Below are 15798 nucleotides of genomic sequence, written 5' to 3'. Positions count from 1 at the left end.
GAACAGGGAAGAGATAATCACTTTCTTGTTCAATGAATATCATTTGTTATCGGGTATATTGTCATCAATATCACCTGCTCATCAAACTCTGAACTGTCTAATGGTATTGCGATGTGTTAGATCGTTTTGGAATTTGTTTTTGTATGATTGATTCTTGAAAAAAAGATATAGCTGACACTGTTTTATATATGAGTTTAGTTTGTTTTTTTCTTGTGATTTTATATATCAGTTTTCAGGAAAAAATATTTGGGTTAATCAGGGCAATGAAGACTAAAAAGACCGCTTTCTGCGGTCTTTTTTGATGCAGCAGTTAAGCTTTGACAAATGAAACTTTGCCGTCACCTAACGATTCAATTCGTGCTAAAGATTCAACACGATAACCTTTATCCAATAATAGCTGGCGACCTGTCTGGAAGGCTTTTTCGATGACGATTCCAATACCAACCACTTCTGCCTGTGCTTGATGAATTAAATCCGCTAGGCCGAGTGCTGCTTGGCCATTGGCAAGAAAGTCATCAATAACCAATACCTTGTCGGTTTCATGAAGATATTTATTTGAAATCGCAATAGTGCTTTCGGTCTGTTTGGTAAACGAATACACTTTTGCTTTGTACAGGTCATTTTTCAGGGTTAATGAACTATGTTTACGGGCAAAAATAACGGGAACACCAAGCTCTAGGCCAGCCATGACCGCAGGCGCAATACCTGACGCTTCAATCGTGATGATTTTGGTAATACCTTGATCTTTAAAGCGCCGTGCGAATTCCTGTCCGATCTGTTGCATGAGCACAGGATCAATTTGGTGATTGAGAAAGGAATCGACCTTTAAGACTTGGTCAGATAGAACAATACCTTCGCTTAAGATTTTCTGTTCTAAAGCTTGCACGGAAAAATACCTCAAATAGAGTGGATGCTTTTTAAGCAAAGCGCTATTTTAAAAAGCATCCTAAAAAATGCAAGAAAAAATTGAACCAAATGGTCTATCAAGTGCCCGCTTTATACTTGGTCATGAGCAAGCCATAGGAACTATTGCCATCATTGTGTGTGACTTTGACAGGTGCATAGTCAAGTTTTGGTGCGAGCCAAAAAATGGTATTTTTTTCTGGTTTATCGTGTTCTAAACGCACTTTAATGGTTGGGAATGTACCATAAGGTGTGGTGATATTTTCAGTTCCGACTTTTACGAATTTTCGAGGCTCAAGCCCTTTGGCATCGGCAATTAAATAAGTGGTTTTCAGACCCGATGTTTGAAGGTCTTCTCGTACCTGAACTTCTGCGTTGAGCTCATCTAAAGCACCTGATTTCCAAGCAAATGAGCGAGCAGTTGAATCTTTTTTGGTATTAATCACTTTTGAGCCAGGGTTAAACTGGATACCTAAAGTATTGTTATGGACTAAAATTTTACTGCTACGATTAAAATGGCTTGATGTCACGCGACCTGATGTCAAATTAAAAGTACTACTTTCTGTTGCCGATGCAATCACGCCCGCTTTGGCTGCAAAAACATAACTCCAGTTATTGCCACCAATTTGTTTCAGTGTTCGGGTGGCTGTACCCATGTTTTTACCATTATATGAAAACTGGTAACTGGCCTGGAATGGTTCCAGAGCAAGGGCATGACTTGAAATTGCAGATAGGGCAAGTGTGGAAAATAGCGTGATGGCAATATTTTTATTGGAAAAAAGTAATGACATTTAATGGAGTCCTAGATATTTATGATAAATATAATTCATCATGACATGGAATATGATGCAGAAATTGTAGATTTTGCATCGATCCATATTAATTTTGTATACATCATTTTGAAGTTTTTTGCGGTTCTATTGTTGCATCTATAGGCATTTCTTCTTTTTCACGTGCAAAATCGGGGGAACGTCTAAATAGCGCTTCTAGATTAACATTTCCTAACACCATGAGTTTCTTCTCACGAAGCACGGCATGATTGACATGCACTTTATTGAGTGCCTCTAAAATAGATTCGCTTTTTCCAAGCCAGCGGTTTAGGTCTAAATGGAGCAATTCATCTTGAACTTTGACAATCTCAAAATGCTCTAAAATTTTTCCTAATGGATCCTGATTTAAAATTTTTTGATAGAAAAACAGTGCGGCATGAAAAGCCCATTTTTTAAAAAAGCTTTTAAATTTTGCTTCAACAATTTGAGTATCATTAATTTGTTCAAAGACTAAAAGTTGGGTCTTTTTATTGAGTTCCATTTGTAACAAGTGAAGATCGACATACACAACTGCATAGACGCCCTGAATGTTAATGGTTGCATATAAGCGCATCCAGTCATCATGTAAGTCTGCGTGTAGATCTTTGAGTAACCCAACATTATCTGTAACGTAACGCTTAAATGTTGCATTTAAAAATGCTTCAGTAATGGCAAATTCACGTTCTTCCTCAATAAAACCACTCGTTTTTTGATAAATCTGACGAACATATTGAGATAAATTAGCAATTAGCGTCTGCATATATGGGTTCCAAAGAAAATAGTCTCTTATTCTGTTGCAATCTTATTCAATAAGAGAAAAAATTAGCACCTATTTTTCTGACTGGCGCATGGCAAGGCGTTTTGTTAGTAATCAATAAAGATGATCATAACGAAGATATGCGTATTAAAACATATCTTAAATATGTATGACGTATATTTTAATCAAGTTCAGACCTTGAGAAAGGATCGCTGGGAGTATAACGCTTGATTCGGGGTAAATTTTATTATTTTTGGTGGCAGGATCGCCTATTTCTGCTTGCAGTGATGATGGCATTGGTTCTACATGTGGTTTTTTTATCCATACAATTTGTCATGCCACACGAGCCTCAATCTGCACCACAAGAAATTGCGGTGACATTACGCCCATCTCCTTCAAAAGTTGAACATGCTGACTTTTTGGCACAGGCAGACCAACAAGGCTCGGGACAATTCAGGCAGCAACATCGGATGTCGAGCCAACTTGCGCCTGCGCCTGAAACACGCACAGCGGGAGAGCAACAACTTGAACAATTACAAATGTTGCAACAACAGCGTGAACTCAAGTTCCAAGAAAAAGTGTTAATGACCATTTTAAGCTGGCAAAAACAATCTGAAGATCAACAACATAAAAAGGCGATACAGGACTTACAGAGTCAATATCAGGCCAAAGCTGCTATGGTTGCAAGCCTCGAAGCACAATATATGCAACGCCAACATGAGTTTAGCCGTCAACAACGTATTAAAACAGTTGATGGAATTCAGGCAAAGCGAGATGCATCGGCAGCATATCTTAATAAATTTAGAGAAAAAGTCGAACTTTATGGCAACCGTTATTATCCAGAACAAGCCAAACAACAGCATTTGGCAGGTAATGTCCGTTTAATGGTGATCTTAAATGCCGAAGGTGGAATTAGGGCAATACATTTATTGCAAAGCTCTGGTTCAAATATTTTGGATGAAGCCGCTAAAGCCTCTGTTCGCCGTGGCGCACCATTTGGGCGGTTTGATGCAGGTATGAAAGATATTTCTGAATTACGCATTGTGCGGACGTGGCGATTTGATCCTGCCGAAGCCGAATTTGAAGTTAAATAAAATTTATTTAGGTTGAGATGAATGGTATTGGCGTAGGACTTCACAAATTTCTACGCTATAGGTTTGATACCAGCGCTCACGTCCAAATTTTTGTGCTATTTGGTGTTCACTGTCTTGTCGCCAGCGTCGGATACTTTCAAGATCAGCCCAATAAGATAGTGCAATTTCTTGAGTGTTTTCTTGAAAAGATTCAAACTTCAAGCAACCATATTGTTCTAAGGCTTTTTGACGTAACTGCTGCGCCATCTGGCTGTATTCGGCATCTAGTTGTGCAACCTCAGTTTTAAAAATCACAACAAACATGAGGTTACATTCCTAGGTGGGGTTATTGATCTTGATATGGATTTGCCAAGCCAAGTTTGGCAAGAATCTCGATTTCTAGTGCTTCCATTTCTTCAGCATCTTCTTCGCTGGTTTCATGGTCATAGCCCAGTAAATGCAAGGTTCCGTGGACAAGCATGTGGGTAAAATGGTCAAGCGGTTGCTTATTTTGCTGTTGAGCTTCATCAAGCACGACAGGAATACAAATTACCAAATCACCAAGAGGAAAGGCCTCAAGGGCAGGGAGTACTTCTTCGGGAATATCGCTTGGGAAAGACAAAACATTGGTGGATTTATCTTTTTGGCGATACTGTAGATTTAATTCATGACTTTGCGCATGGTCGACACAGGCAATCCCGATTTCGCAGTCTTGTTGTACATCAACATGTCGTAAAGTGGTTTCAATGACTTTTTTAAGATAGCCACGTTTTAGCACCAGTTCAGGTGCCAAAACGTCTTGTTGTAGAGAAAGATTAAGTTTCAAAAAGAGTCCTTAAGCGTCTTGATGTTGTGCATCTGCCGCTAAATCATTTTCCTGAATCAGTGCGTCTTGACGTGCCTTACGTACAGCCCGTTCTTGAGCACTAACCCGTTGTTGTTCACTGTCCCAACCTTCATAGGCTTCGACAATTTTTTGTACCAGTTGATGACGTACCACATCACGAGAGTGGAAGCGCGTAATATGAATTTCAGTGACAGGTTCAAGGACACGTAACGCATGTGCTAAACCTGATTGTTGACCACGAGGTAAGTCGACTTGGGTAATATCACCTGTGATCACCGCACGAGAACCAAAACCTAAACGTGTCAGGAACATCTTCATTTGTTCGGGTGTGGTGTTTTGTGCCTCATCTAGAATAACAAAAGAATGATTTAAAGTACGACCACGCATATAAGCCAGTGGTGCAACTTCAATCACCTGACGTTCAATCAGTTTTGCAACTTTTTCAAAACCAAGCATTTCATATAGCGCGTCGTATAACGGGCGCAAATATGGGTCGATTTTCTGGGTTAAATCCCCTGGCAAGAAACCCAGTTTCTCACCAGCTTCAACCGCAGGGCGAACCAATAAAATTCGCTGAATTTCATTACGCTCTAGCATGTCGACAGCAGCGGCAACAGCCAAATAGGTTTTACCTGTTCCCGCAGGGCCTATCCCAAAAGAAATGTCGCTTTGCAGGATACGCTGTACATAACGTTTCTGATTTGCGCCACGCGGGTTAATACGTCCCTTGCGTGTTTGTAACCAGACACTGTCAAGTCCAGTATGTTCCTGACCCTCATCATCCATGAGATCGCGCTCGGTCTGACTTCCTTGTATCATCAAGTGCAGTTGATCTGCACTGACTGGAGAGGACAGTTCAGCTTCGTCATGAAGCCGCTGTAGCAAGGTTTCTGCTCTCTCCACCTCTTCAATATCACCATCGATGTAGAAAAGATCACCACGATGCGTGATTTGTACGTCTAAACGTTGTTCGATTTGTTTCAAGTGACCGTTATAAGCACCGAGCATGCTTTTTAAACGTTCCATTGAAATACCAGGAAAAGATACGGTACGTCGGATCGCTGCAGTCAAGACAATTCCTTTTTAAGTGTTGTTTAGTCTGTAGCTCTACATTACGCCACGTCAGGCTCAAGATTCAAGAGCTCTCCGTATACTAAATTTAAAGTTTTAATTTCCGTGATCTCAATTTCTGCAAAACGCCCCGCCCACGCTGCATCACCGATAAATGTAACCAGACGTGTATTGTCCGCAGTACCCACTAAAAGATTCGGATCTTTTTGTGACACATTTTCAATGAGAACACGTTGTATCGTACCGAGCATGGCATCTGTTTTGGCAATACTAGCGTCTTTAATGACTTTTTGGACTTTGGCAAGACGTTCTTTTTTCACTTCTTCTGGTGTGTCATCTGCAAGTTCAGAGGCAGGTGTACCCGGACGTTTTGAATAAATAAAACTATAAGAATGATCGAAATCTAAGTCTTGAATAAACTGGAAGGTTTCAGCAAAGTTTTCATCTGTTTCGCCGGGGAAACCGATAATGAAGTCGCTAGATAAATGCAAATCTGGACGAATTTTACGAAGTTTTTCGATTTTTTCGATATATACATCGATGGTGTGGTTTCGTTTCATAGCTTGTAACACATCGTTTGAACCACTTTGAACTGGCAAATGCAAATGTGACACCATTTGAGGTAAATCACGGTAGCATTCAATCAGCTCTTCTGAAAATTCAAGTGGATGTGATGTAGTGTAACGAATACGACCAATACCCGGAATTTCTGAAACCAGACGAATCAATTCGGCAAATGTGCAAATGCCACCTTCAAAGGTTTCTCCACGATAACCATTGACGTTTTGACCCAGCAAATTGACTTCACGCACGCCTTTTTCGGCAAGGGTGACAATTTCTGCTAAAACATCATCAAGTGGGCGAGAAACTTCTTCTCCACGGGTGTAAGGCACAACGCAGAATGAACAGTATTTAGAACAGCCTTCCATAATCGAAACGAATGCTTTATAGCCTTCGACACGTGGTTCAGGAAGATAGTCAAATTTTTCAATATCTGGGAATGAAATATCAACCAGTTTGATTTTATCTTGTTTTGGTTTAGAAACTTGCGCTTCGTGTTGATCAAGCATTTTGGGTAAACGGTGCAGCGTTTGAGGGCCAAATACCATGTCGACATAAGGCGCACGTTTTTGAATGGTGTCGCCTTCTTGCGAAGCCACACAACCACCAACACCAATCACCAGTTCAGGATTTTTTTCTTTGAGTTTGCGCCAGCGACCCAGTTCACTAAACACTTTTTCTTGTGCTTTTTCACGAATTGAACAGGTATTCATCAATAGAACATCGGCTTCGTTTGGATCTGTTGTCAAAACATAGCCATGAGAGTCACCGAGTAAGTCTGCCATACGATGACTGTCATATTCATTCATTTGACACCCTTGAGTTTCAATATAAAGTTTTTTGATTGAAACGTCAGAGGTGTGCAAAGGCTGGGAGACAGTGTTTTCTGAAGCAGCTTCGGCACGTGGCGGAATGAAGGTTTGAACCGTCATGTAGGCTCCTAAATAAAGATGGGCTAAGTGCTAGGAAATAAAGCTCTAACACTTGGGCTGGAAGAAATGGAGCGATATTTTAGCATTTTTTGAGACGAAACTTATAGATATTTCACGTCGGGTTAATGCCTGATATTTCAACCAAGTGTTACATAACATAACATCTTCAAGGTTTTGGAGACATTAAACTGATGGGCTAAATATAGCGTTAATATTTTTGAAGGCGAAGCAGGGCTGTATGAGCAATTTACGGGTATTTTCTAAATCTAACATACTACAAGCAATTGTCCTGATTTTGACCGCAGGTTGTGTGAGTTTGTCCTACGCGACAGAAGCGCAGTTTAATGATGCACTGCGTGCTGCGAACGCTGGAAATACCGCTTTATTAGATCAATATTCCCAGTCAATGCAACAAGATGTACTGGGTTATTATCCCGAATATTGGAAACTGAATACCAATTTAGGTTTTCAGCCTTCAGGCAGCATTATACAGTTTGCACAGCGTTACCCTCAGTCGGCTATGGCAGAAAAATTAGCAGCCGATTATGTCGAAGAAAAAGTAAAACAAGCTGATTTTGTCAATGCACAGCCTGTGATTCCCTATGTAACCAACCCAGATCAAGCAGAAAGTTGTGCTGTTGCACAGGTTCGCGCAAAATCTGGAGATCCGCTGGTTTTTGCTGAATATAAAGAATTATGGCTCAGTACCAGTACACAGCCTGAGTCATGCATGGGGCTTGAACGGATGATGTTATCCAGCCCTTTAATGACAACGCAGGATAAACAACAACGTCTTTGGAGTTTCCTACGCGCAGGGCAAATAGGGACATCTTTGTCCACCGCGCAGTCTTTAGGGCTAAATTTATCAATTGCACAGCTAAACCAGATACAAAGCAATCCTCTAAATTATTTGTGGTCAGCACCTAAAAACAATGATGTCGATTATGCATATTTAATTTTTGCTTTAGGTCGACTCACAAATAGCGATTTAAATGCAGGATTAACGGCAGTCAATCGTGCAGCAGAAGGAACACCTGTTGCAGTACAAAAATATTTATATCGAACAATTGCCTACATTGGTGGAACCACGGTCTTAAAAAATAATTTTAATCGGATTGTTTTAAATTATTTTGATGCCAGTTACGGAATTCCTTTTAGTCCAGAAGAAGCCGAAGTTTATGCACGGCAAGCGATTCGTTTTGGAGCTTGGGAAAGTGTCATTCGAGCCATAGACAGTATGGGTGTCACCCAAAAACAGGAAGACCGTTGGCAATACTGGTTGGCGCGGGCGTATGAACAACGCGCTGACAATAATGCACGACAAACAGCCCAACAGATTTATCAAAAACTCGCAATGAGTGGTGATGGATATCATAATTTGTTGGCGCAAGCTCGATTAGGGCAAAAATATTCAAAGTTAGATCAGACTCAGGCAACAACATCTGATTTTCAACGACTCGACCAAAATGTTCATTTCAGACGTGCCTTTGCCTTGAAGAACATTCAAGCACCCGATACTTATACAAATCGTGAATGGAACTGGGCTGTTCGTCAGGCGTATTTGAAAGAAGATGATGGTTTACTTTTAGCTGCTGCACAACGGGCAGCAGACATGGGTTGGTATGATCGGGCAATTTATGCAGCAGATCGTACCGTGAAACGCCATAACGATCCGTTACGTTATTTAACGCCACATAAGAACAACGTGGTCAGTCATAGTCAAAATGTCGGTGTTGATCCTGCATGGGCGTATGGATTAATGCGACAGGAGAGTCGTTTTGTGACGCATGCACGCTCTAATGTCGGAGCGGGCGGTTTAATGCAAATTATGCCAAATACTGCAAAACTTGTCGCAAAACAAATGGGAGAATCGTATAATCCTGCTGCACTGAGTGATATGAATACCAACATTCGTTATGGAACGTATTATTTGTCCATGATACAGGGACAACTCAGTGGCAATGCTGTACTTGCAACAGCTGGCTATAATGCGGGACCGAATCGAGCAAAAAGATGGCAGCCAGATGGACAGGCGCTTCCAGCAGATCAATATGTTGAGAGTATTCCACTCTCTGAAACACGAGACTATGTGAAGAATGTCATGACCAATGCGACGCATTATGGAATCGTGTTGGGCCAAGGATTTCAAAATATTGGGAAATGGATGAGAGCGATCCCTACACGTATAGATCAATATGTGAGCGACAAATAAAAATCTTGGTTCATTATATGCGAATTGATATAGAACAAATTGCACGAATTTTATTCTTCCTGACTGGAGTATGTTTAGTCGGGATTTGTTCTATTTTGGCAGGTGTTGTACATGCTGAAACACCCGCTCGCCATGGGTATGTCATGCATATTCAAATGACACCTGCAGTATGTGCATTTGACCCTGCGCGTAAAAAACAAAGAAAATGTTTAGAAGGCTATGCTTTAACGGTTGGTGGTTTGGTTCCTGAAAATGCACATGCAGGGTGTGAAACCAGTAGTTCAGCAACATTATCACCATTACAGGCAAAGGTTGTCGCGCGAATTATTCCAGATGAAATCGCCCGTGTACAGTTATGGCATAATGTGGGTGGGTGCATGCCGATGAATGCAACACAATATTTTCGAACCATTATTAATTATGCACAAGATCTTAAAATTCCTGCTGTGTTAACCGACACAACTTCTCATACCATCGCCAAGACTAATCTAGAAAAACAGTTTCTTCATTTAAACCCACGCTTACCCGCAGATGGGATTGTGCTTTTTTGCCAGAGTAACCGTAATACGACATTTCTAACCCATATTAGTGTGTGCTACAAAACCAATGGTGGGTACAAAGCATGTGCGCCAAAAATCGTATCAAATTGCCCAAATAATTTTACAATTCAAGGGATTTATTAAGTTCAGGTTTTGAGAATCATCGGTTAATCGTTTTTTTAGAAAAAAAAGGCAATAAAAACCGAAACTCTCTATCAGACTTTTGTTGCAGAAGCTTCTATTTTCCATGCAGCTTACCCAAGATTGGAGTACAATTATTGCCGTTTATGATTAAAGGATTAAATAGAACAACTGTTTAATCATATTAACGTGACTCAATTGGAGATAATTACATGAAGCAACCCGTTCGTGTTGCCGTTACTGGCGCTGCAGGTCAAATTGGATATAGCTTATTATTCCGTATTGCAAGTGGCGAAATGTTAGGGAAAGATCAACCAGTTATTTTACAATTGCTTGAAATTCCAGTTGAAAAAGCTCAGCAAGCGCTTAAAGGCGTGATGATGGAACTTGATGACTGTGCTTTCCCATTATTGGCTGGCATGATTGGTACTGACGATCCTAAAGTTGCATTTAAAGATGCTGACTATGCGTTGTTGGTTGGTTCTCGTCCACGTGGTCCTGGTATGGAACGTGCTGATTTATTAAAAGTAAATGGCGAAATCTTCATCGGTCAAGGCCAAGCATTAAACGAAGTTGCTAGCCGTGATGTAAAAGTATTGGTTGTAGGTAACCCTGCGAACACTAATGCTTACATTGCAATGAAATCTGCTCCAGACCTTCCTGCGAAAAACTTTACTGCAATGTTGCGTCTTGACCACAACCGTGCGTTGACTCAAATTGCTCAAAAAGCAGGTGTTGCGGTTGCTGACATCGAAAACTTAACTGTTTGGGGTAACCACTCTCCAACAATGTATGCAGACTACCGTTTTGCAACTGTAAATGGTGAAAGCTTAAAAGACAAAATCAACGATACAGCATGGAACAAAGACGTATTCCTTCCAACTGTTGGTAAACGTGGTGCTGCAATTATTGAAGCACGTGGTTTGTCTTCTGCTGCTTCTGCTGCAAATGCTGCAATTGACCATATGCGCGATTGGGCTTTGGGCACAAACGGCAAATGGGTAACTATGGGTGTTCCATCTGACGGTTCTTATGGTATCCCTGAAGGCATTATTTACGGTGTACCAGTGACTTGTGAAAATGGCGAATACAAACGTGTTGAAGGTCTTGAAATTGACGAATTCAGCCGTGAACGTATGGACAAAACACTTCAAGAACTTGAAGAAGAACGTGCTGCAGTTGCAGATATGCTAAAATAATTTAGCGACGTTTTTATAAAAGGGCACTTTCATAGTGTCCTTTTTTATATAAAAACAAACAAATCATTTGTCTGGATAGTGTCGAGTTTCTCTATAATTAAATCCGAAAATAATTTATAAATGAGGAAAACGTGATGTTCGAACAACAACCAACATTAGCTTTATTATTTGAACAATTAGGTTTGGCAGCAGATCAACAATCTATCGATAACTTTGTCAAACAGCATCAACTTCCTAAACATGTATTACTGGCTCAGGCTGAGTTTTGGAATCCATCACAACAAGAGTTCTTGCGTCATCGCTGTGAACAAGATGATGAATGGGCGATTGTTGTCGATGAGTTGAATGAACTATTGCATTCAGATTCGCAATAAAAAATGAATTGGTAAAATGAAAATCCCTTGGAGAACCAAGGGATTTTTGCTTAGTGAAGCTGTGGTTTGACTAAACGCTTAAACCATTCTTCCTGATGCGTTGCTGCAAAGGCAGGATGTTCCAGCAAAAGCTGATAATCGCAAAGTTCAGTTTTAACGTATTTGCTCAGCCAGTGTTTTGTGAACGCGGCTTCATTTTTAACGGCTGAGGCATAGGCCAAGAAAAAATAAACATCTGTATAATTTAAATGTGCCAACGGCTTTAAAATTTGCTGGGTAATAATGGCAAATTTATTGTCTTGCGTCAGTTCAAAATAAATCATATAGGCTTTTGCCAACTGTAAAGATAAGTCGATATAGCTTTGCATTGGCATTTCTTCAAACTCAATGCGCGACTGCTCTAAAATAGCAATGGCCTCATGTAAAAAATATAAGCGTTCTTGACGATTTCGACTAATGGTGACTAACTGTAAACGCAAATCACCACGCTCTAAAGCAAGATCGGGAGAGTTCCCAGCAAGATAATGCTGATCTGTCTCACCGATACGCTCAATAATTTGTGTATTTGTATCAAACATGGTGAAGCCCTCAAAAAACATAAATACAATAATGAGGTCGACTCATCGATTTTAAAGCATAGAAAATATGACGCAGTGTTGCAATCACCATGCGTTGTGCTCACGACTACGTAGCCATGCCGTGATCGACAGGCGCTGTTGTTGTGCGGGCAAAACCTCATGCAACAAATCACTCTGGAAAATTGCTATCCGATTTGAATGTGGCTCAATGATATGCCAGTTTCCTAATTTATCCTGTAAACGTAATTGCCCACCCCAGCTCGCCTGCCATTCAGGATGTAAATAAAAAACTGCAGAAAGCACCCGATTGTTTTTTTGCTGAGGATTATCACGATGCAGGGCATAGAACTCACCTGAGTTATAACTTGCAAAATGGGCTTCAATTTCCTGAATCCCAAAAAAGAATGCCTGATTTAATTGTTGTCCGAGTTCGAGTAGGGCTTGAGTATGTTGCTCTGCTGTGGGTAACTCTGAATTTATCCACAGAATATGATCGCTACGGATCTGAGAAACCACGCCTTGCTGAATTCCAGCCTGCCTAAATTCCATAAAATGAGCAATACATTCTGAACGGACAGCCTCAACATATTCAGAAGGATAGACTTGATCTAACAGAACAAAACCATCTTGATCTAGTGCGTGAATAATTTTATCTAAATCCCATTGAGGACAAATTGTGATAGGCATGCAGGCTCGATTTATTTCAAAATAAAAAAACAAGGATGACGCTATTTTAAAGCAACATTCAGGCATGCAACATCATCAATCTGCATTTCATGTTAAGATAAGGGTTAATCTAAGGAATTTTATATCACATGAACTACCGTCATCATTTTCATGCGGGCAACTTTGCAGATGTAATGAAGCATGTTTTACTCCTGCAACTTCTGACACGACTGAATGCGAAAGACAAACCTTACCGCTATATTGATACGCATGGCGGGGCAGGAAAATATGATCTTTCTGAAGCACCTGCGCAAAAATCTGGAGAGTATCTTTCTGGGATTCACCGTCTGGTGCAACTTCCATCAGCGCAAAAAAAACAAGCACCTGAAGCTGTACAACAATATCTGACACTTGTTGAAAAATTGCGTGAGCAACAAGGTAAAGGTGCGTATCCGGGGTCTCCTTGGTTTGCACTAAAGGGCATGCGTGATATTGATCAGGCCACCATTTTTGAAATGCAGCGTGACGTATTTCAACAATTGCGCAAAAATATTCATGATCGCCGTGCAGGTTTACATGAGCGCGATGCATACGAAGGCTTACTTGGCGTTATTCCACCTAAAGAAAAACGTGGTTTGGTGATGATTGATCCACCTTACGAAATTGAACGTAAGGATTTTCCACAATTAGTTGAATTACTCGTCAGTGCTTATAAAAAATGGCCGACAGGTGTTTTTGCGGTATGGTATCCAATTAAAGACCGTGCCATGATCGAACGCTTTGAAAAGAAAATGATCAAAACAGGCATTCGCCGTCAACTGGTTTGCGAAATCTGTGTATGGCCTGACGACACACCAGTAGGATTAAATGGTTGCGGTTTATTGGTGATTAACCCACCTTGGCAATTTGCTGAGCAAGCAGACCAAGCATTAACTTGGTTATTCCCACACTTAAGAATGCAGGACACAGGTGGTTCATTTGCAGTTAAGTGGTTGGTGGGTGAATAATCCATTGTAAATCAGAGAATCTGAGGACTCAAACATGACCAATATCCCCAAACATGATGGAGATTGTTCAGAAGATACCTATGATGGCATCACTTTCGAAGTTGTCGAAGAAGAGCACACCCATGAAGGGCAAAAAGTAAAACGCCGTGGCATTTATCTCTGGCCAAATCTGATTACCACGGCTGCGTTGCTTTCAGGCTTCTATTCCATTATTTCCAGTATGGATGGTCAATACTTTCATGCCATATATGCTATTTTTGTGGCAGCACTTTTGGATGGTTTAGATGGCCGTGTTGCTCGTGCGATTGGTGCACAAAGTGCTTTTGGTGAGCAATTTGACTCATTATCAGACCTGATTGCATTCGGATTAGCTCCTGCAATTTTAATGTATAGCTGGAGCTTGCATGGTTTAGGGCGAATTGGACTGGCATGTTGTTTTGTTTATACCGCTTGCGCTGCATTTCGTTTAGCGCGGTTTAATGTCCAAATAGGCACGGTGGACAAACGCTATTTTATTGGAATAGCGAGTCCTTTAGCTGCAATATTAGTGATTTGTCTGGTTTGGGTCAGTCGGGATTATGCCTACTTCTTTGTAAAAAATGATCTTGCGATACAAACATTTTATGCAATTTTCATGGTGATTGTGGGCTTGCTTATGATTTCGAACATGAAATACTATTCATTTAAACAGATGGATCGCAAGCGTGTGCCATTTATTGTCATGCTACCTGTCGTCATTATTTTGGCAGCCATCACTTATAATATCCCTGTAGGCATCTTAACGATTTCAGCGCTCTATGTTTTATCAGGGTTTGTAACGACATTCTTGGCGAGAAAAAACACAGTATAAGCAGATAAAAGGAGGTTGTTATGGTATGGCGAGCCTTAACGAAAAAAGGACAACAACCTCCTCATTTCTTTAAATTTACATGGTATCCGAACACATACCATAAAATTCTACATTGGAATTTTATCCTACTGAATTTACCAGCCCCATTCTATTTTCTAAACATCCAGATTCTGATTGGGCTTCCTGATATTCCTATTTTTAAAAATGAAAAAAATATACAAACCACGGAAATGGATACCGTACAAATATTAATGACAACAAGTCCTCAGCAAACAGAACCGCTTCAGACATTTTCTATTCAGGATGATTGTAATTTCACAGAGGGCATTCTACAGTGCTTAAATGAACATATTTTAGTACAACAAATTAAGGCACTTATTTTACAAAAACAAAATCAAGATCTATCACTCGACGCTATTTTTCAACTACAAAAACATGTCAAAAAATTAACGCCATTTAATTTAGGTACTTATGAACAATGGCAAATGCATGGGCAAACCGAAGGCAAATTCATTTATCGACAACAGACCTATCAATTATCTGCGTTCACTTTACTTTATTACACCCGAATGATGAATTTACCATTAATGAATTGGTACTTTTACATTCGCAACATTATACAAATTGAAAATAAGACCTATAGTTTTGTGCAGATTCGAAGCCGCTTTAATCAAATTCTCCAAAACAAAGTCACCGTAACAGACTTAAATACGTCACACGTTAAAACTTATACCACCAATGTACACTTTTGTATTTTGAGGGTATATCCCAAAACTAAAACAGTGAATGGGATGGATATGTACTTGCCACGTGAATTTTTTTGGGGATTTGAAGACCAACAACAAAAAATTTACTTATATGCAGAATCACGTGGAGATTTTAAAGCTGGATTTGGGGCAGGATTTATCGGAAGTTTCCAATTTACCCTTAAAATAGGGGATACAGAACAACAAGGAAATGCAGGATTTTGTGAATATATCGATTGTCGCCCACTAAAATGGCAAGAAACGAACGAAGATAGGCGTTTAAGGATTAACCAAAACCTAGCAGAATATGCATGTACGAAGGGAAAAAACATAAAAAACTAGCGAAATAGCTCAAAAAACATTCTATTGAATAATAAAACTAAAAAAAGGGGTTGTATTGGAATGGGAATACTGTAGAATGCACATCCATCGGCGGTGATGCAGATAAAAACTTGTTGATTAACAAGGATTTAGCTTGATAGTTAAATTTTTAGATTGATTGGATGAGTTTTAAAAAATATCGAAATTACCTG

Annotated in this window: 17 protein-coding genes; 8 read left to right on the top strand and 9 right to left on the bottom strand. The window is 40.1% G+C overall.

Going from position 1 to position 15798, the window contains the following annotated elements; all coding sequences use genetic code 11:
• Positions 1-310: 310 nt before the first annotated feature.
• The 3 genes from ABDV70_RS12725 to ABDV70_RS12715 all read right to left on the bottom strand — a co-directional run bounded on the left by ABDV70_RS12725 (position 311) and on the right by ABDV70_RS12715 (position 2472).
• Complete coding sequence (locus ABDV70_RS12725; protein WP_343598263.1) at positions 311-886, bottom strand: xanthine phosphoribosyltransferase; 576 nt, start codon at positions 884-886, stop codon at positions 311-313.
• A gap of 97 nt (positions 887-983) precedes the next feature.
• On the bottom strand, positions 984-1694 hold the full coding sequence (locus tag ABDV70_RS12720) for a DUF3108 domain-containing protein (RefSeq protein WP_343598261.1): 711 nt from the start codon (positions 1692-1694) through the stop codon (positions 984-986).
• 103 nt (positions 1695-1797) lie between these two features.
• Entirely contained in the window at positions 1798-2472 is a 675-nt protein-coding gene (locus ABDV70_RS12715; protein ID WP_343598260.1) for a hypothetical protein, read from the bottom strand.
• Positions 2473-2756: 284 nt separating this feature from the next.
• Between ABDV70_RS12715 and ABDV70_RS12710 the strand changes: the two genes are divergently transcribed.
• On the top strand, positions 2757-3563 hold the full coding sequence (locus ABDV70_RS12710) for a TonB family protein (protein ID WP_343598295.1): 807 nt from the start codon (positions 2757-2759) through the stop codon (positions 3561-3563).
• Between the two features lie 3 nt (positions 3564-3566).
• Here the strand turns inward: ABDV70_RS12710 and ABDV70_RS12705 are convergent, their stop codons facing one another.
• From ABDV70_RS12705 to miaB, 4 genes are read right to left on the bottom strand one after another with little or no spacing between them, the layout of a single operon-like run.
• Positions 3567-3866 carry an antibiotic biosynthesis monooxygenase gene (locus ABDV70_RS12705; RefSeq protein WP_343598258.1) on the bottom strand — a complete coding sequence of 100 codons (300 nt, stop codon included), beginning with the start codon at positions 3864-3866 and terminating at the stop codon, positions 3567-3569.
• A 22-nt stretch (positions 3867-3888) separates the two neighbouring features.
• A complete protein-coding gene (gene ybeY / locus ABDV70_RS12700) occupies positions 3889-4368 on the bottom strand; it encodes an rRNA maturation RNase YbeY (RefSeq protein ID WP_343598256.1) in 480 nt (159 codons plus the stop codon).
• Between the two features lie 9 nt (positions 4369-4377).
• Positions 4378-5460, bottom strand: coding sequence for a PhoH family protein (locus tag ABDV70_RS12695; RefSeq protein WP_343598254.1), 1083 nt, complete (start codon positions 5458-5460; stop codon positions 4378-4380).
• A gap of 41 nt (positions 5461-5501) precedes the next feature.
• The gene (gene miaB, locus ABDV70_RS12690) at positions 5502-6953 is read right to left on the bottom strand and encodes a tRNA (N6-isopentenyl adenosine(37)-C2)-methylthiotransferase MiaB (RefSeq protein ID WP_343598252.1); all 1452 of its coding nucleotides are present in this window, start codon (positions 6951-6953) and stop codon (positions 5502-5504) included.
• A 238-nt stretch (positions 6954-7191) separates the two neighbouring features.
• Here miaB and ABDV70_RS12685 point away from each other — a divergent pair, with 238 nt between their 5' ends.
• The 4 genes from ABDV70_RS12685 to ABDV70_RS12670 all read left to right on the top strand — a co-directional run bounded on the left by ABDV70_RS12685 (position 7192) and on the right by ABDV70_RS12670 (position 11418).
• A complete protein-coding gene (locus ABDV70_RS12685; RefSeq protein WP_343598251.1) occupies positions 7192-9165 on the top strand; it encodes a transglycosylase SLT domain-containing protein in 1974 nt (657 codons plus the stop codon).
• A gap of 17 nt (positions 9166-9182) precedes the next feature.
• A complete protein-coding gene (locus ABDV70_RS12680) occupies positions 9183-9848 on the top strand; it encodes a ribonuclease I (RefSeq protein WP_343598249.1) in 666 nt (221 codons plus the stop codon).
• A 209-nt stretch (positions 9849-10057) separates the two neighbouring features.
• Positions 10058-11044 (top strand): malate dehydrogenase, encoded by a 987-nt coding sequence (locus ABDV70_RS12675; protein ID WP_343598247.1) that lies wholly within the window; start codon positions 10058-10060, stop codon positions 11042-11044.
• A 134-nt stretch (positions 11045-11178) separates the two neighbouring features.
• The gene (locus ABDV70_RS12670; RefSeq protein WP_343598245.1) at positions 11179-11418 is read left to right on the top strand and encodes a DUF2789 family protein; all 240 of its coding nucleotides are present in this window, start codon (positions 11179-11181) and stop codon (positions 11416-11418) included.
• 50 nt (positions 11419-11468) lie between these two features.
• Here the strand turns inward: ABDV70_RS12670 and ABDV70_RS12665 are convergent, their stop codons facing one another.
• Positions 11469-11996: a hypothetical protein gene (locus tag ABDV70_RS12665; protein WP_343598243.1), complete on the bottom strand. Its 528-nt coding sequence runs from the start codon at positions 11994-11996 to the stop codon at positions 11469-11471.
• A gap of 84 nt (positions 11997-12080) precedes the next feature.
• Complete coding sequence (locus tag ABDV70_RS12660) at positions 12081-12683, bottom strand: 2OG-Fe(II) oxygenase (protein ID WP_343598242.1); 603 nt, start codon at positions 12681-12683, stop codon at positions 12081-12083.
• A 128-nt stretch (positions 12684-12811) separates the two neighbouring features.
• On the opposite strand from ABDV70_RS12660, the gene rlmJ reads away from it, so the two are divergent.
• From rlmJ to ABDV70_RS12645, 3 genes are read left to right on the top strand one after another with little or no spacing between them, the layout of a single operon-like run.
• Entirely contained in the window at positions 12812-13669 is an 858-nt protein-coding gene (gene rlmJ / locus ABDV70_RS12655; RefSeq protein WP_343598241.1) for a 23S rRNA (adenine(2030)-N(6))-methyltransferase RlmJ, read from the top strand.
• A 34-nt stretch (positions 13670-13703) separates the two neighbouring features.
• On the top strand, positions 13704-14519 hold the full coding sequence (pssA, locus tag ABDV70_RS12650; protein ID WP_343598240.1) for a CDP-diacylglycerol--serine O-phosphatidyltransferase: 816 nt from the start codon (positions 13704-13706) through the stop codon (positions 14517-14519).
• 20 nt (positions 14520-14539) lie between these two features.
• Positions 14540-15607 carry a hypothetical protein gene (locus ABDV70_RS12645; protein ID WP_343598238.1) on the top strand — a complete coding sequence of 356 codons (1068 nt, stop codon included), beginning with the start codon at positions 14540-14542 and terminating at the stop codon, positions 15605-15607.
• Positions 15608-15798: the final 191 nt, after the last annotated feature.

This window comes from Acinetobacter sp., assembly GCF_039596015.1.
Lineage (GTDB): Bacteria > Pseudomonadota > Gammaproteobacteria > Pseudomonadales > Moraxellaceae > Acinetobacter.
Note: the sequence above shows the minus strand (reverse complement) of the source record. Positions and strands in the feature narration are given on the sequence as shown.